The organism is Spirillospora sp. CA-108201, from assembly GCF_050936235.1.
In the GTDB taxonomy this organism is placed as follows: domain Bacteria; phylum Actinomycetota; class Actinomycetes; order Streptosporangiales; family Streptosporangiaceae; genus Spirillospora.
Genome location: NZ_JBNJNE010000001.1, coordinates 5,518,722 through 5,537,588, shown reverse-complemented (window position 1 = coordinate 5,537,588; position 18,867 = coordinate 5,518,722). Strand labels below are relative to the sequence as shown.

General features: G+C 73.6%; 18 protein-coding genes. 10 read left to right on the top strand and 8 right to left on the bottom strand.

The annotated features are described in order from the left end of the window. Positions 1–47 precede the first annotated feature (47 nt). The 3 genes from ACQEU6_RS26585 to ACQEU6_RS26575 are packed head-to-tail and all read right to left on the bottom strand — an operon-like array spanning position 48 to position 4,021. Entirely contained in the window at positions 48–1,964 is a 1,917-nt protein-coding gene (locus ACQEU6_RS26585) for an FtsX-like permease family protein (RefSeq protein ID WP_499335751.1), read from the bottom strand. Between the two features lie 3 nt (positions 1,965–1,967). Then, entirely contained in the window at positions 1,968–2,726 is a 759-nt protein-coding gene (locus tag ACQEU6_RS26580; RefSeq protein WP_499335750.1) for an ABC transporter ATP-binding protein, read from the bottom strand. Further along, positions 2,723–4,021, bottom strand: a complete 1,299-nt coding sequence (locus ACQEU6_RS26575; protein WP_499335749.1) for an SGNH/GDSL hydrolase family protein — start codon at positions 4,019–4,021, stop codon at positions 2,723–2,725. Before ACQEU6_RS26575 ends, ACQEU6_RS26580 begins: the two co-directional genes overlap by 4 nt. 126 nt (positions 4,022–4,147) lie before the next feature. Here ACQEU6_RS26575 and ACQEU6_RS26570 point away from each other — a divergent pair, with 126 nt between their 5' ends. Both ACQEU6_RS26570 and ACQEU6_RS26565 read left to right on the top strand, forming a co-directional pair. Beyond that, positions 4,148–5,479, top strand: coding sequence for a sensor histidine kinase (locus ACQEU6_RS26570; RefSeq protein ID WP_499335748.1), 1,332 nt, complete (start codon positions 4,148–4,150; stop codon positions 5,477–5,479). Further along, positions 5,449–6,135: a response regulator gene (locus ACQEU6_RS26565; RefSeq protein WP_499335747.1), complete on the top strand. Its 687-nt coding sequence runs from the start codon at positions 5,449–5,451 to the stop codon at positions 6,133–6,135. The genes ACQEU6_RS26570 and ACQEU6_RS26565 overlap by 31 nt, the downstream gene beginning before the upstream one ends. Before the next feature lie 31 nt (positions 6,136–6,166). On the opposite strand, the gene ACQEU6_RS26560 is transcribed toward ACQEU6_RS26565, so the two are convergent. After that, positions 6,167–6,988 carry an SDR family NAD(P)-dependent oxidoreductase gene (locus tag ACQEU6_RS26560; protein ID WP_499335746.1) on the bottom strand — a complete coding sequence of 274 codons (822 nt, stop codon included), beginning with the start codon at positions 6,986–6,988 and terminating at the stop codon, positions 6,167–6,169. Between the two features lie 88 nt (positions 6,989–7,076). Between ACQEU6_RS26560 and ACQEU6_RS26555 the strand changes: the two genes are divergently transcribed. After that, the gene (locus ACQEU6_RS26555; RefSeq protein WP_499335745.1) at positions 7,077–7,634 is read left to right on the top strand and encodes a TetR/AcrR family transcriptional regulator; all 558 of its coding nucleotides are present in this window, start codon (positions 7,077–7,079) and stop codon (positions 7,632–7,634) included. A gap of 132 nt (positions 7,635–7,766) precedes the next feature. On the opposite strand, the gene ACQEU6_RS26550 is transcribed toward ACQEU6_RS26555, so the two are convergent. Both ACQEU6_RS26550 and ACQEU6_RS26545 read right to left on the bottom strand, forming a co-directional pair. Next, a complete protein-coding gene (locus ACQEU6_RS26550; RefSeq protein ID WP_499335744.1) occupies positions 7,767–9,287 on the bottom strand; it encodes an MFS transporter in 1,521 nt (506 codons plus the stop codon). A 204-nt stretch (positions 9,288–9,491) separates the two neighbouring features. After that, entirely contained in the window at positions 9,492–10,232 is a 741-nt protein-coding gene (locus ACQEU6_RS26545) for a GbsR/MarR family transcriptional regulator (protein WP_499335743.1), read from the bottom strand. A 254-nt stretch (positions 10,233–10,486) separates the two neighbouring features. On the opposite strand from ACQEU6_RS26545, the gene ACQEU6_RS26540 reads away from it, so the two are divergent. The 3 genes from ACQEU6_RS26540 to ACQEU6_RS26530 are packed head-to-tail and all read left to right on the top strand — an operon-like array spanning position 10,487 to position 12,951. Then, the gene (locus ACQEU6_RS26540) at positions 10,487–11,149 is read left to right on the top strand and encodes a DUF4097 family beta strand repeat-containing protein (protein WP_499335742.1); all 663 of its coding nucleotides are present in this window, start codon (positions 10,487–10,489) and stop codon (positions 11,147–11,149) included. A 36-nt stretch (positions 11,150–11,185) separates the two neighbouring features. After that, positions 11,186–12,181 (top strand): ATP-binding cassette domain-containing protein, encoded by a 996-nt coding sequence (locus tag ACQEU6_RS26535; protein ID WP_499335741.1) that lies wholly within the window; start codon positions 11,186–11,188, stop codon positions 12,179–12,181. Continuing rightward, complete coding sequence (locus ACQEU6_RS26530; protein ID WP_499335740.1) at positions 12,178–12,951, top strand: ABC transporter permease; 774 nt, start codon at positions 12,178–12,180, stop codon at positions 12,949–12,951. Before ACQEU6_RS26535 ends, ACQEU6_RS26530 begins: the two co-directional genes overlap by 4 nt. Positions 12,952–13,097: 146 nt before the next feature. Here the strand turns inward: ACQEU6_RS26530 and ACQEU6_RS26525 are convergent, their stop codons facing one another. Then, complete coding sequence (locus ACQEU6_RS26525) at positions 13,098–13,727, bottom strand: LUD domain-containing protein (RefSeq protein ID WP_499335739.1); 630 nt, start codon at positions 13,725–13,727, stop codon at positions 13,098–13,100. Positions 13,728–13,884: 157 nt separating this feature from the next. Between ACQEU6_RS26525 and sigJ the strand changes: the two genes are divergently transcribed. Next, a complete protein-coding gene (gene sigJ / locus ACQEU6_RS26520) occupies positions 13,885–14,823 on the top strand; it encodes an RNA polymerase sigma factor SigJ (RefSeq protein ID WP_499335738.1) in 939 nt (312 codons plus the stop codon). 338 nt (positions 14,824–15,161) lie between these two features. Here sigJ and ACQEU6_RS26515 read toward each other — a convergent pair whose 3' ends face one another. Beyond that, positions 15,162–16,496 carry an erythromycin esterase family protein gene (locus tag ACQEU6_RS26515; protein ID WP_499335737.1) on the bottom strand — a complete coding sequence of 445 codons (1,335 nt, stop codon included), beginning with the start codon at positions 16,494–16,496 and terminating at the stop codon, positions 15,162–15,164. Positions 16,497–16,558: 62 nt separating this feature from the next. Here ACQEU6_RS26515 and ACQEU6_RS26510 point away from each other — a divergent pair, with 62 nt between their 5' ends. The 3 genes from ACQEU6_RS26510 (at position 16,559) to ACQEU6_RS26500 (ending at position 18,316) form a co-directional block, all read left to right on the top strand. Next, positions 16,559–17,089, top strand: a complete 531-nt coding sequence (locus ACQEU6_RS26510; RefSeq protein WP_499335736.1) for a helix-turn-helix domain-containing protein — start codon at positions 16,559–16,561, stop codon at positions 17,087–17,089. Positions 17,090–17,136: 47 nt separating this feature from the next. Further along, on the top strand, positions 17,137–17,403 hold the full coding sequence (locus ACQEU6_RS26505; RefSeq protein ID WP_499335735.1) for a hypothetical protein: 267 nt from the start codon (positions 17,137–17,139) through the stop codon (positions 17,401–17,403). Between the two features lie 136 nt (positions 17,404–17,539). Continuing rightward, a complete protein-coding gene (locus tag ACQEU6_RS26500) occupies positions 17,540–18,316 on the top strand; it encodes a GNAT family N-acetyltransferase (protein ID WP_499335734.1) in 777 nt (258 codons plus the stop codon). Positions 18,317–18,867 lie beyond the last annotated feature (551 nt).

Genomic DNA, 18,867 nt, shown 5'->3' with positions numbered 1-18,867 from the left:
CGGGACTGAATGAACACAGCCGCCAGGCGAGCGAAGAGGGCCGGGACTTATAACGCCGTGGGGGACGGTCTCGTCGCGGCCAGGGTGGTCAGGGCGGCGGCGACGGCGGAGACGGTGAGGAAGACGGCGGTCAGCAGGCCGAGCAAGGTCCACGGCACGGCCAGGACCCGCACGCCGTGCATCTTCGGGAAGAAGCCCGCCAGGGCCCCCGCCGCGACCACGGCGCCGAGCGACAGGCCGATGAAGGTGACCGCCGCGGACTCGATGACGGCCATCCGGACGACCTGGGCGCGGGTGAGGCCGGTGGCGCGGGCGACGGCGAACTCCGTGCGGCGTTCGGCGGCGGCGATCACGACGGCGTTGACGACCGCGATGGCGGCGTACAGGCCGGACATGCCCATCAGGACGGCCATGATCCCCATGGTGCCCCGCTGCTGCTCGGCGACTCTGGCGTCCGCCCACCGGCGGAGGGTGCGCACCTCGCCGCCCCCGGCGGCGCGGATGCGGGCGGCGACCGCCTGCGGCGATGTGCCGGGGGCGACCTGCACCAGGGTCTCGGTGGGCGCGTCCGCGAGCATCTCGGCGGGGATGAGGTCGCGCGGCACCAGGAAGTTGTCGCTGCCGTTCTCCAGGACCTCCGGCAGGCGCGCGACCGTGCGCAGTTTGAGCTTGCGGGGGCCGATCCGTGCCGTGACGGTGCCGCTGCGGACGCCTTCGGCGGCCAGCTGGGGGCCGATCGCGATGGTGCGGCCGTGCAGCGCGTCCAGGGAACCGGAGCGCAGGGTGAGACGGTGGGTGCGGCGGTAGGCGGCGGCGTCCACGGCGGTGATGCCCGAATAGCGGGTCTGCCGGTAGGAGCGGCCTTCGACGCGGTGCCGGGACGTCACCGACATCTCCACCTGGCTCTGCGGGGACGCCACGGCGACGCCTGGAACCTGCGGGACGCGGGCGGCGGCGGTCCCGTTCGAGGTGACGACCAGGTCGGCGGCGGTGATCCGTTCGAGGTCGGCGCCGGTGGCGCGGGCCAGCGAGTTCAGCGCGCCGGTCAGGCCGATCAGCAGGCCGACCAGGACGATGACGGGCGCCGCCGTCGAGGCGCTGCGCCGGACCGCGTCGCGCAGGTTCGCCTGCGCCAGCTCGCCGAGCACTCCGGTGCGCAGGACCGCCCCGAGCGCCCGGCCGACCAGCGGGACGGCGAGGGGGCTCAGCGCGCTGAGGGCGATCGAACCGAAGATCGACACGGCCATCCCGATCAGCAGGGCGCCGAGCAGGTCGGCGCCGTGCCCGGCCGTGACCAGCAGGACCGTCAGCGCGAGGGACGACACCCCCGACAGCCAGCGGCCGACGGTCATCACCCGGGTCGCGCGCGGGGCGTCGCGCAGGGCGTCCAGCGGACGGACGCGGGCCGCCCGGTAGGAGGCCGACAGCACCCCGAAGATCGCGACGCTGATCCCCACGCTCGGCGACATCAGCAGGACGCCGGGGGACCAGCGCGGGGAGAAGCCCTCGGGGAGCAGCCCGATCCCGGTCAGCAGCCGGGCCTGGAGCCAGGTGCCCGGCACGCCCAGGAGCATCCCGGCGGCGCTGCCGGCGAGCCCCAGCAGGAACGCCTCGCCCAGCAGCAGCCTGACCAGCTGGGGACGGCTTCCGCCGAGCATGCGCAGCAGGGCCAGGTCCTTGCGCCGCTGCTCCACGGCGAAGGCGAACGTCGAGCCCACGATGAACACCGCGAGGAACATCGCGAGCGGTGTGGCCATGCCCAGCAGCGTGGCGGCCCCGACGTACCCCTCCCGGATCTGCTCGGCCGTCCGGCCGGAGGCGCCCGGCGGGATCTTCGGCTCGCCCGTCGAGACCAGCACCAGCACCGACGACTGCACCAGGGCGACGCCCAGGGAGACGGTCAGCAGCGCCCCGGCGAACAGGGGCCAGCGGTCCCGGACGGTGCTGGCGGAGATGCGCAGCACCCGTCAGCCCTCCATCCGCGTGAGCCGCTCGGCGACCTGGGCGGCGGACGGGCGCACCAGGCGGTCGGCGACGCGCCCGTCGGAAAGGAACACCACCGCGTCGGCGCACGCCGCCGCGACGGGGTCATGGGTGACCATCACGACGGTCTGCCCGGCGGTGTCGACCATGCGGCGCAGCAGCCGCAGGACCGTGCGGGCCGAACCGGTGTCCAGGGCCCCGGTGGGTTCGTCGGCGAACAGCACCGAAGGCCGCGTCACCATCGCGCGGGCGATCGCCACCCGCTGCTGCTGGCCGCCCGACAGCTCGCGCGGACGGTGCCGCGCGCGGTCGGCCAGGCCCACGTCGGCGAGGGCGGCCCGCACGTCCCGGCGCGACGGGCGGGCGCCGGCCAGCTTCAGCGGGAGCGCGACGTTCTGCTCGGCGGTGAGCGAGCCGATCAGGTTGAAGTTCTGGAAGACGAACCCCACGGAGCGGCGCCGCAGCGCGGTCAGCGTCGCGTCGGGGGCGCGGGTGACGTCCTGCCCGGCGAGCAGGACGTTTCCGGAGGTCACCCGGTCCAGGCCGGCGGCGCAGTGCAGCAGGGTGGACTTCCCCGAACCCGAGGGGCCCATCACGGCCGTCCAGGATCCGGCGGGGAAGGACACGCTGACGCCGGCGAGCGCCTGCACCCGCGCTTCGCCCGTCCCGTAGTGCCTGCTCACCTGGTACAGCTGCACCGGCGCGACCGGGACGGCGGCGTGCGCGGGGGCGGGAGCCGTCATCGCAGGGCCCGCAGGTCGATGCCGCGTGCCAGGGCCTGGTAGCCCGCGTCGTTGGGGTGGAGCCCGTCCTGGTAGACGTACGAGAGCCGGGGACGGTCCGGGGCGGCGGGGTCGGCCATGATGCGGTCGGCGTCCAGGACGGCGTCGAAGGCGCCGCTGGTCCGGACCCAGTGGTTGATCGCGTCGCGGTTCCTCTCGACCTCGGGTGTCCACACGGGGAAGAGGGCGCCCTTCATCGGGAGGATGGTCGTCCCGACGACCTTGAGGCCGCGGGCCCGGGCGGCGCGGACGAGCTGCCGCTGGGCGGCGATGACCTGCGCGGCGTTCGCCGGTCCGCCCGGCCGCAGGCACGGGTCGCCGGGGGTGACGCGGATGTCGTTGGCGCCCAGGTGGACGATCACCGCCCGCACGCCGGGACGGTCCAGGACGTCGCGGGCGAACCGGGCGGTGGCCTTCTCCCCGGCGCACGCCGAGTCGTAGCGCAGCCGGTTGCCGCCGATGCCCGTGTTGACGACGCCGAGCGGGTCGCGGTCGGCGGCGAGGCGCTCGGCCAGCGCGTCCGGCAGGCGCGCGTCGGCGCCGGGCGCGGCTCCGACGCCGTCGATGAGCGAGTCCCCGAACGCGACCACCGTGCCCGTGCCGTTCCCGCCGGCGACCTCCGCGCCCGCCAGGTAGTAGAGCGCGTCGGTGGAGGCGGTGTAGGCGCCGCCGCCCTCGTCGGACAGGTGGTCGCCGGAGGCGCGGTAGGCGGGCTGGGTGGTGAAGCGGTGGAAGGTCGCGGGCCCCGTGGACCCGGTGAAACGCAGCGTCACCGCCAGCTTCTCCAGCGGGACGGTGGCCAGCGGCACCGGGTCGCTGACGGTCTCGGCGCCCGGCGCCACGGTGGCGGACCGCGCGCCGCCGAACCTCAGCGCCGCGGTGGTCCCCGGCCACGCCTGGGCCCCGCCCGCCGAGCGGGCGACGGCCGCGGCGGCGACCCGCAGCGGCCGGGTCCCGTACCGGTTGGACAGCCGGATCCGGACCTGCGCGCCGCCGGTGCTGAGCCGGACGACCTGGCGCAGCGAGTGGTCGCCGAAGCCTTCCGCCGACCAGTTCGGCCCCTCGTCCTCGCCGCCGGCGATCGGCCGCTGCATCGCCGCGCCCCAGCTCTGCGACCAGCCGGCGGTCCGGTGGGACGCCGCCTGCGCCGCGACCGGGGCGGGACGGGGCCAGGCGTATCCGAGCCCGGCGATCAGTGCCGCGGCGGCGACGCCGGCCAGGGGAGCGGCCACCCGTGCGGAAAGCTTTCGTCTCATGCCTCGATCCCACCGCCGCGGGGCCGCCGGCCGCATCACGGCGATCCACCAACTTGGAGGTATGCCTGGCACTACCTCTGCGTTCGCGGGGGCCGGGCACGTCGCGGGGTCGGTTAGCGTACGCCTGTGCCGAACGACCCGCCGCCCACCCTGCTGGCCGCGATGGGGCGCCGCGGGTTCCTGCTGACGGCCTGGCCCTGGCGCGCCGCCGCCTACCTGCTGTCGACCGCGGCCGTCGCGGTCGCGGCGGGCGTGCCGCTGGTGCTGCTCGGCCTGCCGCTGCTCCTGGCCGCCTCCTCGGACGCCGCCCTCGGCGAGCGGGCGCCGGCGGCCGTCGCGGGCCTGCTGCTGGTCGCGGGGCTCGGTCCGGCGGCGACGATTCCGCTGACCGGGCTGGAACGGCGCCGGCTCCGCCTGGTGGACGCCCGCCCGGCGGGGCCGGGGCACCGGCGGCCGCCCGAGCGGGGCGTCCTGCCGTGGCTGCGCACCCGCTGCACCGAGCCGGTCACCTGGCGCGCGCTCGGCTACTTCGTGCTGCTGACGGCCGCCGTCCCCGTCCTCTACACGGCGCTGCTGTCGGTGTTCGCCTTCGAGTTCGGCGCGGTGGCCGCCCCGCTGATCCTGCTCGGCGGCGACGGCCCGATGGCGCTCGGCCCGGTGACGATCGCGACGGCGGGGGCGGCGCTGCCCTACGCGGCCGCCGGCCTGGTGCTGCTGCCCGCCGTCCCGTACCTGCTGGCCCTGGTCGCGGCGGCGCAGGGCGCGCTCGCCCGGGCCCTGCTGCGCAACGGCTCCGGCGAGCGGCTCCAGGCCGAGCTGGTCGAGGTCGCGCGGTCCCGCGCCCGGCTGGTCGACGCGTTCGAGGCCGAGCGCCGCCGCATCGAGCGCGACCTGCACGACGGCGCCCAGCAGCGGCTCCTCTCGCTCACCCTCAAACTCGGGATCGCCCGCGTGGACCTGCCGCCCGGATCCCCGGCGGCCGGCAGCGTCGCCGACGCCCACGCCGAGGCCAAGCGGCTCATGACCGAGCTGCGGGAACTCGTCCACGGGATCCATCCCCGCGTCCTCACCGACCGGGGCCTGGCGGCGGCGCTGGGCGAGCTGGCGGACCGGTCCCCGCTCGCGGTCACCGTCGAGGCCGACCTGCCCGGACGGCTGCCCCGCCAGGTCGAGAGCACGGCCTACTTCGCCGCCGCCGAGGCGCTCACCAACGCCGCCAAGCACAGCGGCGCCGACCGGGCCGCGGTGTCCGCGCGCCTGGCCGGCGGCGTCCTCGCCCTGGAGATCGGCGACGACGGCGCGGGCGGCGCCGACCCGGCGCGCGGCACCGGGCTGACCGGCCTCGCCGACCGGGTGGCGGTGATCGACGGCAGACTGCTCGTGTCGAGCCCCGCCGGGGGCCCGACCCTCGTCCGTGTGGAGCTCCCTTGCGAACCGAACCGACCCCCGTCCGGGTAGTCCTCGCCGAGGACGGCGTCCTGCTGCGGGAGGGCCTGGCCGGGCTGCTGGCCAGGTTCGGCTTCGACGTCGCGGCGGCCGTCGACGACGCCGGGGCCCTGCTCGCGGCCGTCGCCCGCCACCGCCCCGACCTGGTCATCACCGACATCCGGATGCCGCCGGACTTCTCCGACGAGGGCCTGCGCGCCGCCGTGCGGCTGCGCCGCGCCGACCCGGGACTCGCGGTCGTGGCGCTCAGCCAGTACGTCGAGCTGAGCTACGCCGCCGACCTGCTGGACTCCGGCGACGGCCGCCGGGTCGGCTACCTGCTCAAGGACCGGGTGGTGGACGTGGCCGACTTCGTCGCGGCGCTGCGCCAGGTGCTGGACGGCGGCACGGTGGTGGACGCGCAGGTCATCCGGCAGCTCATCGGCCGCCGCCGGGACCCGCTCGCGGCGCTGTCCCCGCGCGAGCACGAGGTGCTCGCGCTGATCGCCGAAGGGCACTCCAACGCCGCCATCGCCCGGCGGCTGGTCGTCACCGACGCGACCGTGGGCAAGCACGTGCGCAGCATCCTGGCCAAACTCGACCTCCCCCAGACCGACGACACGCACCGCAGGGTCCTCGCCGTCCTGGCCTACCTCCGGGGCCGTCCGCCCGGCACGGACCCCGCGTGACCCTTTTCGCCGCCGGGCTGTCTCGAAGACACTAGAGACTCTCCTCGACGGCGGAGGCGAGGCGTGCGGCGTCCTTCTCGTCGTGGGCGCCGACGGTGAGCGGGCGCCTCCCGGCGCCGCGGTAGGCGGCCCGACCGGGGGACGGGGCGTCGATGATCTCGGAGATCGGCTGGATCGCCTCGTCGGGACGCCGGCCCAGCAGCGTCCCGAAGACGGCGGCAGCGATCTTCATGCCCGGCCCCGGTTCGCCGGCGAAGCTGGAGCGGACGAGCCGCGCGGGCCCCCAGGTGACGTAGCCGAGATCCGGGTTCCGGTCGGTGGCGAGGATTCCGAGCAGTTCGTTCGCCCGGCGCTGCTGGGCGTTCGATCGTCTGAAGGTGAACCCCTCGACCATCTCCAGGTCGTCGAACGCGATGGCGTCCGGGCGGGCGCCCGGGACGGACGTGTTGACGACGACCGGCCTGTCGCCGGCGCGCAGAAGGTCGGCGAGCCGCGTGACGAACAGGTACTTGCTGAGGAAGAACAGGGCCCAGGACGCCTCGTGGCCTTCGGGCGTGCCGTGCCGGACCCGGCGGATGTACGACGCCGCGAGCACCAGCGCGTCGATGCGTTCGCAGCCCTCCCGCAGATGGTCGACCACGCGGCGGCCGTCCTCGACGAGGGAGAGGTCGGCCGCGAGGAACTCGGCCCTGGACGGCGCCGAAGGGGACCGGCTCGCCGCGGCCGCGACCAGCGCCTCGAACTTGGCGCGGCTGCGTCCGACCACCACCACCCGGTCGCCCTCGGCGAGGCGGCGGCGCGCCAGGGCGGCGCCCATCCCGTCCGTGCCTCCCGTGACCACGATCGTCCTCACGGCCCACTCCCATCATTCCGGAACACGTGTTCCGGAAGAGCCTAGCAGCGATACGGAACTCATGTTCCGTATCGATATGCTGCGGGGCATGGCAGAAGGGCGCAGGCAGCGACGCGACGCCGCGGCGAACAGGGAGCGGATCCTGAACGCCGCGCAGGACGCGTTCCGGCGGCACGGGCTCTCCGTCGACATGCGCGCGGTGGCGGCGGCGGCCGGAGTCGGCGTCGGCACGCTCTACCGGCACTTCCCCACCAGGGAGGACCTCGTGCGGGCCATCACGGGGTCCGATCTCGCGGACCTCGCCGTCGCCCGCCTCCCCGCCCGGGGGCCGGCGATCGACGGACTGCGCGAGATCTTCACCAGGACGCTGGCGCGGCTCGCCGCCAACCGGGCCATGATCGACCTGCTCGCGGGAGGATCCCCCTCGGACGCGGATCTGGAGCGATGCCTCGCCCATCTGAGAACCGTCGGCCGCGAAGCCGTCGAGCGATCCGCCGCCGACCGCAGCCTCGCCCCGGACGTCACCGCGGACGACATCGCCTACCAGCTGCTCGGTCTCATCCGGATCGTGCAACTCGTCCCCGAGCCGGCGCCCGGCGCGATCGAGCACCAGGTCGACCTCGTCCTACGCGGACTGGCCGCCTGATCCCCCCGTCGCGCCGACGACCCCGAAACCCACGTGGACGCGCCGCCGCAGCGGCCCGAGGATCAGGTACCTGATCCTCGGGCCGCTGCGCGGGGTCTCGGCGGGTGGCTCGGAGTCGTCGCTACAGGCCTGTCAGACGCTGTGCGCGGGGGTTCCCGGCGTCAGGTCCAGCGGTCCGGCGTCCGCGGGGGCGGTCTCGTCTCCGGGGACGGTCCGGTGCTCGGGGCGCGGCGTGTTCATCAGGACGGCGACGAGCAGCGCGCCGACCGCCAGGATCCCCGCGGACCAGGCGCCGGCCGCCGCGAAGCCCTCCACCAGGGCCTGCCTGGCCACGGCCGGACCCGTGACGTGCGAGGCCAGGTAGTCCGCGGTGGCCCCGGTGGCGATGGTGTTGAGCAGCGCGACGCCGATCGAACCGCCGATCTGCTGCGCGGTGTTGACGCTCGCCGAGGCGATGCCGGAGTCGCCCGGATCGACGCCGCGGGTGGCGTAGTTGAGGGCCACCGGCATGATCATGCCTGCCCCGAGACCGAGCAGGAGCTCCGCGACCAGGACGCCGGAGGCGTAGGGGGTGCCGGGCTCCAGGGTGAGCGTCCACAGCATGCCGGCGGCGCTGACGAGCATGCCGGGGACGATCAGCGCGCGCGGCGGGACCCTGGGCAGCAGCCGGGTGGCCAGACCGCCGGCCGACACCAGCACCGCCGTGGCCATCGGGAGGAAGGCCACGCCCGTCCTGATCGGCGAGTATCCCTCGACGACCTGCATGAAGTAGGTCAGGAAGAGGAACGCCCCGAACATCCCGATGACGGCCAGGCCCACGGCCAGGTAGGCGCCGCCCCGGGTGCGGTCGGCGACCACGCGCGGCGGCAGCAGCGGCTGCGCGACGCGGCTCTCGACGAGGGCGAACGCGGCGAGCAGGGCCGCGCCGGCGGCCAGCAGGCCGAGGACCTTCGGCGAGCCCCAGCCGTCCGACCCGGCGCGGCCGGTGGCGTAGACGATCGCGACCAGGCCGCCGGTGACCGGCAGCACGCCGAGGAAGTCGAACCGGGCCGGACCCGGGCGCCGGGACTCGGTGAGGAGCGCGAACCCGCCGACCGCCGCGATCACGGCGATGGGGATGTTGATGTACAGACACCAGCGCCAGTCCAGGTAGTCGGTCAGCGCCCCGCCGGCCAGCAGCCCGATCGCGCCGCCCGCGGCCGAGATGGCGCCCCAGATCCCGAAGGCCCTGGCGCGGTCCTTCGGTCCGGTGAACGTCACGGCCAGCAGCGACAGCGCGGACGGCCCGAGCAGCGCGCCGAACCCGCCCTGCAGGGCGCGGGCGGCGAGCAGCATCCCGAAGTCGGAGGCCGCGCCGCCGAGCGCCGACGCGCCGGCGAAGCCGATCAGGGCGACCAGGAAGGTCCGCCTCCGGCCGGTGTAGTCGGCGATGCGGCCGCCGAGCAAGAGCAGGCTGCCGAACGCCAGCGTGTACGCGGTGATGATCCACTGCCGGTCGCCGTCGGAGATCTGCAGGTCCTGCTGGAGCGAGGGCAGCGCGATGTTCACCACCGTCCCGTCCAGAATGATCATTAGCTGGGCCAGGCCGATGAACGGCAGCGCGGCCCAGCGGCGCGAGCCGGCCGGCGGCGCGGACGCCTTCGTGGTCGCCATGACTTCGTCCTCACTCGTGGTGCGGCGTGCCGCGCGAGCCGGTCGCGGGCTTCCTGACGAACACGAGACACCGCCGCCCCCGTCCCTATGACAGGACGTTCGTGTGAGCTGCGCCATGGGCCGGGGCCGGCGGCCGGCTGAGAGGCGGAGCCGGCGGCCGGCTGCGAGGCGGAGCCGGCGCGCGGTGGTGAGGTGAGACGGCCCCTATGCGCGGTCCGAGCCCGGTTCGGCGGTGGGGGCCGGGGTTTCGGGCTTGGTGTTGAGGACGTCGCGGGCCTGTTCCACGGCGCGGGTCAGGCTCTCGCCGACGAAGTCCAGGAAGCGGGCGGCGTTCTCCAGGCGGGTCGCGGCGGGGGTGCCGCGGCCGAGGACGGCGACGCCCTGGCGGGCGGCCTCGCTGAAGCGGTCGTTGTCGCGGACGCTGCGGATCATCGACTGGTACCAGAGGTCGTTGTCGATGACGTAGCGCTCGCGGCGGCCGTCGCTCTCCCGGCGGACGAGCTCCAGGTCCGCCAGGAACGTGACCGCCTTGGAGACGGACGCGGGGCTGACCTGGAGGCGCTGGGTGAGGTCGGACGCGGTGAGGCTGGTGTCGGCGACGTAGAGGCAGCCCAGCACCCGGGCCATCATCTTGGGCAGGCCCGACGTCATCATGACGGTGGTGAGGGTCTCCTGGTACTCGCGCACGGCCTCGGCGTCGCGCCCGTAGGGCTGCGGCGCCGCCTGCGTGGGCGCGTTCTGGGTGCGCCGCTGCGTGCGCCGCTGGGTGGCGTGCTGGGCCAGGTCGGCGCGGTAGCCGGTGGGGCCGCCGTTGCGCATCACCTCGCGCGTGACCGTGGAGGTGGGACGGTCGAGGCGGCGGGCGATCTCGGCGTAGGCGAGGCCGTCGGCCAGCCCCACCGCGATCTGCTGGCGTTCCTGCTGCGTGAGCCTGCCTCCGGGCATCACGACCCCCTTCACGCCCCGCGGGGCCCTCGATGTCGCCCGACGCCCTCACCATAGCGTTCATCTTCATTGCATTGCAACGATCGATGAGCGAAATGTTGCGTTACGCGATAGACCGTTGCAATGATTATGTCGCTCTGACCTGCATGTTCTCTGCTTCAATGCAAAGATCTCGTTGTGTAGATCTGGAAAGCAACGTAGCTTTTGCGATGTCAGAAACGACGAGCCGCAAGGCGAACCGCAGGGAGAGCACGATGCAGAAGTTCGACACCCCCGCCCCGATCACCGCCGTCCTGGACGTCCCCGCCGGGCGCATCCAGCTGATCGCCGCCGACCGGGCCGACACCGCGGTCGAGGTCCTGCCCGCCGACGCCTCCAAGGGGCGCGACGTGAAGGCCGCGGAGCAGACCGCGGTCGAGTACGCCGACGGGGTCCTGCGGATCGCGGTCCCGGCGAAGAACCAGTACCTCGGCGCCTCCGGATCCGTCGAGGTGACGGTCCAGCTGCCCGCGGGCTCCCAGGTCGAGGCGAAGGCGGCCAGCACCGAGTTCCGGGCCGTCGGACGGCTCGGCGACGTCGCCTTCGACGGCGCCTACCGCTCGATCAAGGTGGACGAGGCCGCGAGCGTCCGCCTCACCGCCACCGACGGCGACGTGGAGGTCGGCCGGCTGGACGGCCCCGCGGAGATCAGCACCCAGCGGGGCGACATCCGGATCGCTGAGGCCGCGGGCGGCAAGGTCGTCCTGAGCACGCAGTCCGGCGACATCTCGGTCGGCGCCGCCGCCGGCGTCTCGGCCTCGCTGGACGCGGGGACCGGCCACGGCCGCGTCACCAACGCCCTGAAGAACGACGGCACCGCCGCGCTCGACATCCACGCCACCACCTCCCACGGCGACATCGCCGCCCGCAGCCTCTGACCTGCGGCCCTGACGAACCCCCCGAGGAGCAGCACCATGACCGACCTGGCCATCGCGGCGAACGGGCTGCGCAAGTCCTACCGCGACAAGAAGGGCGAGAAGGTCGTCCTGGACGGCATCGACCTCGCCGTCCCCGAAGGAACGATCTTCTCCCTGCTCGGCCCGAACGGCGCCGGCAAGACCACCACCGTCCAGATCCTGTCCACGCTGACCCGCGCCGACGCCGGCGAGGTCCGGGTCGCGGGGTTCGACCTCGGCCGCCAGGCCGACGACGTGCGCGGCGCGATCGGGGTGACCGGGCAGTACTCGGCCGTCGACAAGCTGCTGACCGGTGAGGAGAACCTCCTCCTCATGGCCGACCTGAAGCACCTGCCGAAGGCCGAGGGCAGGCGGAAGGCCAAGGAGCTGCTGGAGAAGTTCGACCTGGTCGACGCGGCGGGCAAGCCGGCCTCCACCTACTCCGGCGGGATGCAGCGCCGGCTCGACCTGGCGATGACGCTCGTCGGCGACCCGCGCCTGATCTTCCTGGACGAGCCCACCACCGGCCTCGACCCGCGCAGCCGCCGCGCCATGTGGGGCATCGTCCGCGACCTCGTCCGCAGCGGCGTCACCATCTTCCTCACCACGCAGTACCTGGAGGAGGCCGACGAGCTCGCCGACCGCATCGCCCTCCTCGACCACGGGAGGCTGATCGCCGAGGGCACTGCCGAGGAGCTGAAGCGGCGCATCCCCGGCGGCCACATCAAGCTGAGGTTCGGCGACCCGGGCCGGCTCGACGCCGCCGCGCTGGCCCTCGGCGCCGGCGCCCCCGACCCCGACACGTTCACCCTCCAGGTGCCGAGCGACGGCAGCGTCCGGATGATCCGGGACGTGCTCGCCGTCCTGGACGAGCACTCGATCGAGATCGACGAGATGTCGGTGCACACGCCCGACCTCGACGACGTCTTCCTCACCCTCACCGGCCGGGAGGCCGCCCCCGAGACCGGCGGAACCGCCGGCGGCACCGACGACAGCAAGGAGGCCCTCCGATGAGCACCCTCACCCTCGCCGCGCGCGACTCCTCCACCATGGTCCGGCGGCAGCTCAAGCGCATGATCCGCTACCCGTCCATGACCGTGCAGCTGATCATCACCCCGGTCATCATCCTGCTGCTGTTCGTCTACGTGCTCGGCGGCACCCTCGGGAGCGGCCTCGGCGGCGGCCGCGACGCCTACGTCAACTACGTCGTCCCCGGCATCCTGCTCATGACGGCCGCGACCGCCGCGACCGGAACCGCCGTCATGGTCGCCACCGACATGACCGAGGGCATCGTCGCCCGCTTCCGCACCATGCGGATCTCCCGGGCCTCGGTCCTCACCGGCCATGTCGTCGCCAGCGTCGTCCAGCAGCTCTTCGGCATGGCGGTCCTCATCGGGATCGCGCTGGCGATCGGCTTCCGCCCGAACGCCTCCGCCGTCGAATGGCTGGCGGTCGCCGGGATGCTGACCCTGTTCGCGGTGTCCATCACCTGGCTGTCGGTCGCCCTCGGCCTGAAGTCCCAGACCCCCGAGGCGGCCAGCAACGCCCCGATGCCCCTGATCCTGCTGCCCTTCCTCGGCAGCGGCTTCGTCCCCACCGACTCCATGCCCACCGCACTGCGCTGGTTCGCCGAGTACCAGCCCTTCACGCCGATCATGGAGACCGTCCGCGGCCTCCTGCTCGGCACCCCGATCGGCAACAGCGGCGCCATCGCCACCGCCTGGTGCGCGGGCCTCGCCGTCCTCTCCTACCTCTGGGCCAAGCGCACCTACAACAAGGCCTGAGCGTGAACCGGCCGAACAGGGCCGTCAGACCGAAGGGTCTGGCGGCCCTGAACGCTTTCGCGCCCAGAACAGGGCGTGGCCGCCGCGGAGCCGCCGAGCCGGTCGGCGCGAGGTGCGCCGCCGCCCGTCCGGACGACCCCCGGCGTTCAGAATCCGATGGTTTCGCGGAGCAGGAGGACGGTGCCGCGTCCGGGCTGGTATTCCGCGTTGAGGATGAGAAGGCGGTTGACGGCGCTGGGCGTCCCGTAGGCCTCCAGGGCGCGGGCGTTCTCCAGCGGCAGGCAGTGGTCTTCGACGCGGCGCAGGGCGGCGGTCAGGTCGGGGACCACCTTCTGCGCCCCGGCGATCCAGATCGCGCGGGCGGCGCCGCCCGCGTAGCCGGGCAGTTGGCTTCCGCTGCCCGAGGCGACCACGAGGGAACCGGTCTCGGTGACCGCGTGGACGCTGCCCACGACGACGTCGGGACCGGCGCACAGCCGCCTGCCCTCGTCCATCCGGGTGGCGCGGTCCATGGCCCGGATGCGGGGCTTGACGGCGTCGTACCGTCCGCTGTCGTTGATGTCCTCGTCGATGCCGGACAGGCGGAGGGTCTCGCTGGCCCCGGTGAACACGCCGGCGCCCTCGGGGATCAGCTCCCTGACCCGGGTTCGCGCGGCGGCGGCGTCGTCGAGGATCTCGACGGTGAAACCGTGCGCGGTCAGCGCGGCGGCCGCCCGCTCCAGGCGCTGCCCGGACGCCGCGTCGGTGAACGATGTCTCCGGAATCGAGGTGGTCATGGTGTCGCCGAGCTCCCTGTCCGCTGGATGATGTGTCGGTCTGAGCAGTTCGACAACACAGCCCGCCGGGATGTGAGGCCGGTGCGCCGCCTCACATTCCGGTGCGCCGTCCTGTCGAACCGGTGAGGACCGACACGACCGAGGGGGCGACGGCGCCATGACCACCCGATCCGAGCCGGAGCAGGGCACGCCCGACCCGGGCCTGGACGCGATCATGAGAGAGCGGCGCCGCCTGACGAATCTCGCGTACCGGCTGCTGGGCTCGCTGGCCGAGGCCGAGGACGCCGTGCAGGAGACCTACACCCGCTGGTACGCCATGTCCCGGCAGCAGCAGGACGCCATCGAGTCCCCCGGCGCCTGGCTGACGACGGTCGCCGGCCGCATCTGCCTCAACCTGCTCGGCTCCGCCCGGGCCAGGCGAGAGACCTACGTCGGCGACTGGATCCCCGAGCCGCTTCCCGGGCGCACGGAATGGATCAGCGGGCGGACGGGCGGCGCGCCCGCCGACCCGGCCGACCGGGTCACCCTGGACGAGTCGCTCAGCCTGGCGTTCCTGGTCGTGCTCGAATCGATGACCCCGGCCGAGCGCGTCGCGTTCGTCCTGCACGACGTCTTCCGGCACCCCTTCGCCGAAGTGGCCGAGATCGTCGGCCGTACTCCGGCGGCGTGCCGCCAGCTGGCCTCCTCGGCTCGCCGCCGCGTCCGCGCCGCGCGGCCCTCCGCGACTCCGGCGGCCCAGCACGCCGGCGTCGTCAGGGCGTTCAAGCGGGCATGGGAGGCCCAGGACATCGACGCCCTCATCCGCCTGCTCGACCCCGACGCCAGGGCGACCGCCGACGGCGGCGGCCTCGCCGTCACCTTCCCGCGCCCCATCGAGGGCGGCGAGCAGATCGCGCGCGCCTGGCTCGACCTGGCCCGGCGCAGGCCCGGCGACATGGCGTTCCTGGAGCGCACGGTCAACGGTCAGCCCGGCCTGGTGGCGATGCAGGACGGCGCCGTCGTGACGGTGTTCGCGTTCCAGATCGCGGAAGACCGGATCCAGCGCATCTGGGTGGTGCGCAACCCCGAGAAGCTCCGCCACTGGACAACGCCCTAACTCACCTCGCAGCCGCCTGCGGACTGCGGGACGCTCGCGAGGTTTCGGGAAACGCGCACTGCCGAGCAGCAGGTTCTCGGCGATCCAGCGGCGCCCCTGGTCCTTCGGCCGGGTGGTGCTCACGGCGCTCCCTCCGTGTTTCGGTCATGGGGGCGTCCGGTCGGCGGCCGCTCGATCGGGGGCGAAGGCCGCGACGAGTTCGCGATCTGCGGCTACCAGTTCTGCGCGCGCATCGCCGACCTGGGCGAACCCGACGTCCCGATGGCAGCGTCAACACCATGAAGACACTGGTCAACGGGGCCCGGTCGCTGAACCGCACGCTGGCGCAGGGCGGTGCGTCAGATCGTGCTGGCCCAGTGGGTGAAGGGGCGTTGGACGTCGTCGGGTGCGTGGGCCAGAGCGGCGGGGTCGGGTGTGGCGGGGGTCAGTTGCGGGAGGTGGATGAGGAGGTCGAAGGCGTGGAGGGGGGCGATGTCGGCGTAGAAGGGGCCGTTTCCGGCGCGATGGGAGGTGGCGGCGCGCACGGCGGCGGTGTCGGTGTCGTCCAGGCGGCGCAGATCGGTGGCGAAGGGGCCGTCGTGGCTGGCGTGCAGCAGGGCGTCCAGACTGCCGGGACGGGGCGGGTCCATCGGGGCGAACAGCGTGCCGGTGACGAAGTCGGCGCCGACGTTGAGCATCTGTCCCTGGCCGCTGGTCATGCCGATGGCGAGGTAGTCCGAGCCGAGACTGTCGGCCAGGTGCATGCCCATCGGGGTGGCGCCCGGGACGCCGGGGAAGGCGGTCGGCCAGCGCTGGACGTGGCCGTTGTGGGCGGCCAGGACGACCCGGTCCTCGCGGTCCAGGATCCACTGGAGGGTGTCGGCGATGGCGGCGTCCCGGTCGTAGAGGGCGGCCTGCTGGTCTCCGCGCACCATCGCGCGGATGGTGGTGTCGAGCGCGGCGGTCAGGTGCAGGGCTCGCAGCGCCTGCCGATAGGCCTCGTCGCCGGTGCGGCGCCGGTATTCCAGGCGCCGTCCGGCCATGCGGGCCGCCAGGTCGGCCAGGCCCGCGGTGAGGGCGTCCTTGGCTTCGGCGGTCAGGCCGAGGTAGGCGGTCAGAGCGGGCTGGGCGGAGAACGCCGAGGTGGCCGCGAAGGCCGCCGCGGTCTGCCGCAGTGCCGGATCGACGGTGAAGCCGGGGTCGGCGTCGGCGAGGTAGGCGGTGAAGGCGTCCAGGCCGGGCAGCAGTGAGGCGTTGGAGCCGGGCAGGTCGATCCCGTGGAAGGAGACCGGCTGTGCGGCGGTGGCGTTGCGGCGGCGCATCCCGGCCAGGTGGTCGCGCATCTCGGTCCACAGCCCCATCAAGGACGTCAGACCCTGTGCCGCCACCTGCCCGGCGTCGGTGTCGGTGCCCGTGCCGCGCACCCACGCATCGACCTGCCGCGCCTCCACAAAGCCGGTCTCCATCGCATAGGCGCCGAAACCGTGCCGCTCGGCCAGGTGGCGCAGGAGGCGGTCGCGTAGCCGGAAGGCCTCCCGGTTGTAGTGGGCGCTCTCACCGATCGCCACCACGCGGGCGTCGCCGATCGCCTCGTCCAGCCAGTCCAGATCGTCCGTGGGCGCAGCCGGGTCGAGCGTGCGCAAGGGACGCACCGCCTGCGCGCTCAGCCGGGTCGTGACCGTGTCCGTCGTCATGTGCTCACCCTTCACTTCTGTACCAATTTTGGGAACGGTACCAGATGTGGGATCGTTGCCGCGTGGACCAGAACGAGCTGCTGCTGCATCCGGTGCGGCTGCGCATCGTGCACGCCCTGTCCGGCGGACGCGCCCGCACCACCGCCGAACTGAGCGCGCACCTGGCCAAGATCCCCAGAACCACCGTCTACCGCCACGTCGCCCTCCTCGCCGACGCCGGCATCCTGGAGGTCGCCGGCGAGCAGCGGGTACGCGGCGGCGTGGAACGCACCTACCGGCTGCGCGCAGAGCAGACCCCCGTGGACGGCGCCGCGATGACGGCGCAGGACCATCGCCGCGGGTTCACCGCCGCCATGGCCGCCCTGCTGGCCGAGTTCAACGCCTACCTCGACACCGGCACCGCCGACCCGTTCACCGACGGTGTCGGATACCGGCAGGGCGTGGTGTGGCTCAGCCAGGAGGAACTGGCGGAGATGATCCGGGAACTGCTGGCCGTCCTGGCCACCCGAACCGGCAACCAGCCCGGCCCTGGCCGCAACCCCCACCTCATGAGCCTCATCCACTTCCCCGCCGAGCCGTCGCCAGGGGCGTAGCTGGTTGATCGTCAGTGTGGCTCGGTCGACGGGCCATGAATGATGCGGTGAATGGTGGAGCGGCCGACGCTGTACTGCGCGAGACCCTGTACGGGCCGAACCGCTCCGGATGCAGCGCGACCGACCGCGGGCCCCGGGTGCCGGCGCCGGGGCTGCGCTGGAAGGTCGCGGTCCGGCTCAACCTCGGGGGGCACGGGGAGATCGAGGCGCAACAGGCCCCCGAGGCGACCGCATGGTCCCGCCGGGCCGTCGCCGAGTACATCGCCCCCGCCCCTGACCCGGTCGCAGCCGGCGTCGACGGGTTCCGCGCTTGAGACCTCCGCAAACGGGCCGAGACGCGAAAATCCAGGTGGGTACGGATCTGACCGCAGCGGTTTGGGTGGACGGCTCCCCCTCCAGGTGGGCGGAAAACCGCTTGGTGAGCCCTTTCGCCCGTGTTGAAATGCGCGGATGGATACTTCTGAAGTACTCGCTCTCTTCGACCGTCAGATGCGGCGGGACACCCTCGCCGACGCGCCCGGCACCCAGGTCGAGCGGGTCGGCAAGGTGGTGCGGCAGGTCGGCGCCAAGGGCGGCTGGAGCGCGGTCGTCTGGTCCGGCCTGGACCAGGCCACGGCGCGGTCGGCGATCGCCGAGCAGGTGCGGTACTTCACCGAACTGGGCCGCGAGTTCGAGTGGAAGCACTACTCGCACGACCAGCCGGAGGATCTCGGCGAGCTGCTGCTGGCGGCCGGGTTCGAGGCTGAGCCCGACGAGACCCTGATGATCGTCCGGATCGCCGACCTGCCCGATGGCGGCGGACTGCCCGAGGGTGTCCGGCTGCACCCGGTGACCACCCCGGCCGACGTGGAGCTCATGCTGTCCGCGCACGAGGGGGCGTTCGAGACGACTGCGGACTGGCTGCGGCCGCGCCTGCTCGACGTGCTGGCCGAGAGCCCGGGGACGGTCAGCATGGTCGTCGCGATGGCCGACGCCGTGCCGGTCTGCGGGGCACGGATGGAACTGCACCCGGGCACCGAGTTCGCCAGCCTCTGGGGCGGCGGCACCGTACCCGCCTGGCGCGGCCGGGGGATCTACCGGGCGCTGGTTGCGCACCGCGCCGAGATCGCCGCCGAGCGCGGCTACCGCTACCTGCAGGTGGACGCCTCCGACGAGAGCCGCCCGATCCTGCAGCGGCTCGGCTTCGCCGCTCTGAGCACCACTACCCCGTACGTGTACAAGCCGTAGCCGGCGCCCCTTGCTCAACGCTTCTCGCTCGCGGGCTGGAGCACTTCGGCCGGGTCGAGGTGAGGAACCTCCTGGGCCTGGAGCGCGACGAAGTCGGCGTGAGCCCGCTCGACGACCTCGGGGTACACCTGGGTCGTAGAACGCCGCCCGCGCTCGTGGCGGCGACGGCCACGCTGAACTGCTCCGACCTACGCAGGCGACGGGGCAAGACCGTCGTTTGTGGCCGGTGGCACGGTTCTTACCGGCACCCCATCAAGGTGGAGGTCCAACCCGCCGGGAATCGCCGGCTCGTCTGCATGATGGACAAGCCGCGCTGACCCAAGACCTCCTGCAGGCGGCCTCGGGCATGGCAGGCCGCGCCCGCTTCCCGGGCCTGCCGCGCCCGAGGCGCCTCGACTGTCGGGGTCGAGACACGGGGCGCGCCGGCGACCGGTCCCCGTGCCAGGGATGATGCGCGGCCCGTAGCCATCGCGACGGCGTCGGCGGCAGCGCGGCAGAATGGTGCGATGGTGGGTTCGAACCGAGGAAACCTCGGTCGCGTGTTCAACGAG

Excerpts from the sequence above, each read along its gene's own strand:
- ACQEU6_RS26535 (WP_499335741.1), top strand. The coding sequence starts at position 11,186 with ATGACCGACCTGGCCATCGCGGCGAACGGGCTGCGCAAGTCCTACCGC.
- ACQEU6_RS26525 (WP_499335739.1), bottom strand. The coding sequence starts at position 13,727 with ATGACCACCTCGATTCCGGAGACATCGTTCACCGACGCGGCGTCCGGG.
- ACQEU6_RS26500 (WP_499335734.1), top strand. The coding sequence starts at position 17,540 with ATGGATACTTCTGAAGTACTCGCTCTCTTCGACCGTCAGATGCGGCGG.
- ACQEU6_RS26580 (WP_499335750.1), bottom strand. The coding sequence starts at position 2,726 with ATGACGGCTCCCGCCCCCGCGCACGCCGCCGTCCCGGTCGCGCCGGTG.
- ACQEU6_RS26540 (WP_499335742.1), top strand. The coding sequence starts at position 10,487 with ATGCAGAAGTTCGACACCCCCGCCCCGATCACCGCCGTCCTGGACGTC.
- ACQEU6_RS26530 (WP_499335740.1), top strand. The coding sequence starts at position 12,178 with ATGAGCACCCTCACCCTCGCCGCGCGCGACTCCTCCACCATGGTCCGG.
- ACQEU6_RS26545 (WP_499335743.1), bottom strand. The coding sequence starts at position 10,232 with ATGCCCGGAGGCAGGCTCACGCAGCAGGAACGCCAGCAGATCGCGGTG.
- ACQEU6_RS26575 (WP_499335749.1), bottom strand. The coding sequence starts at position 4,021 with ATGAGACGAAAGCTTTCCGCACGGGTGGCCGCTCCCCTGGCCGGCGTC.
- ACQEU6_RS26515 (WP_499335737.1), bottom strand. The coding sequence starts at position 16,496 with ATGACGACGGACACGGTCACGACCCGGCTGAGCGCGCAGGCGGTGCGT.
- sigJ (WP_499335738.1), top strand. The coding sequence starts at position 13,885 with ATGACCACCCGATCCGAGCCGGAGCAGGGCACGCCCGACCCGGGCCTG.
- ACQEU6_RS26555 (WP_499335745.1), top strand. The coding sequence starts at position 7,077 with ATGGCAGAAGGGCGCAGGCAGCGACGCGACGCCGCGGCGAACAGGGAG.
- ACQEU6_RS26550 (WP_499335744.1), bottom strand. The coding sequence starts at position 9,287 with ATGGCGACCACGAAGGCGTCCGCGCCGCCGGCCGGCTCGCGCCGCTGG.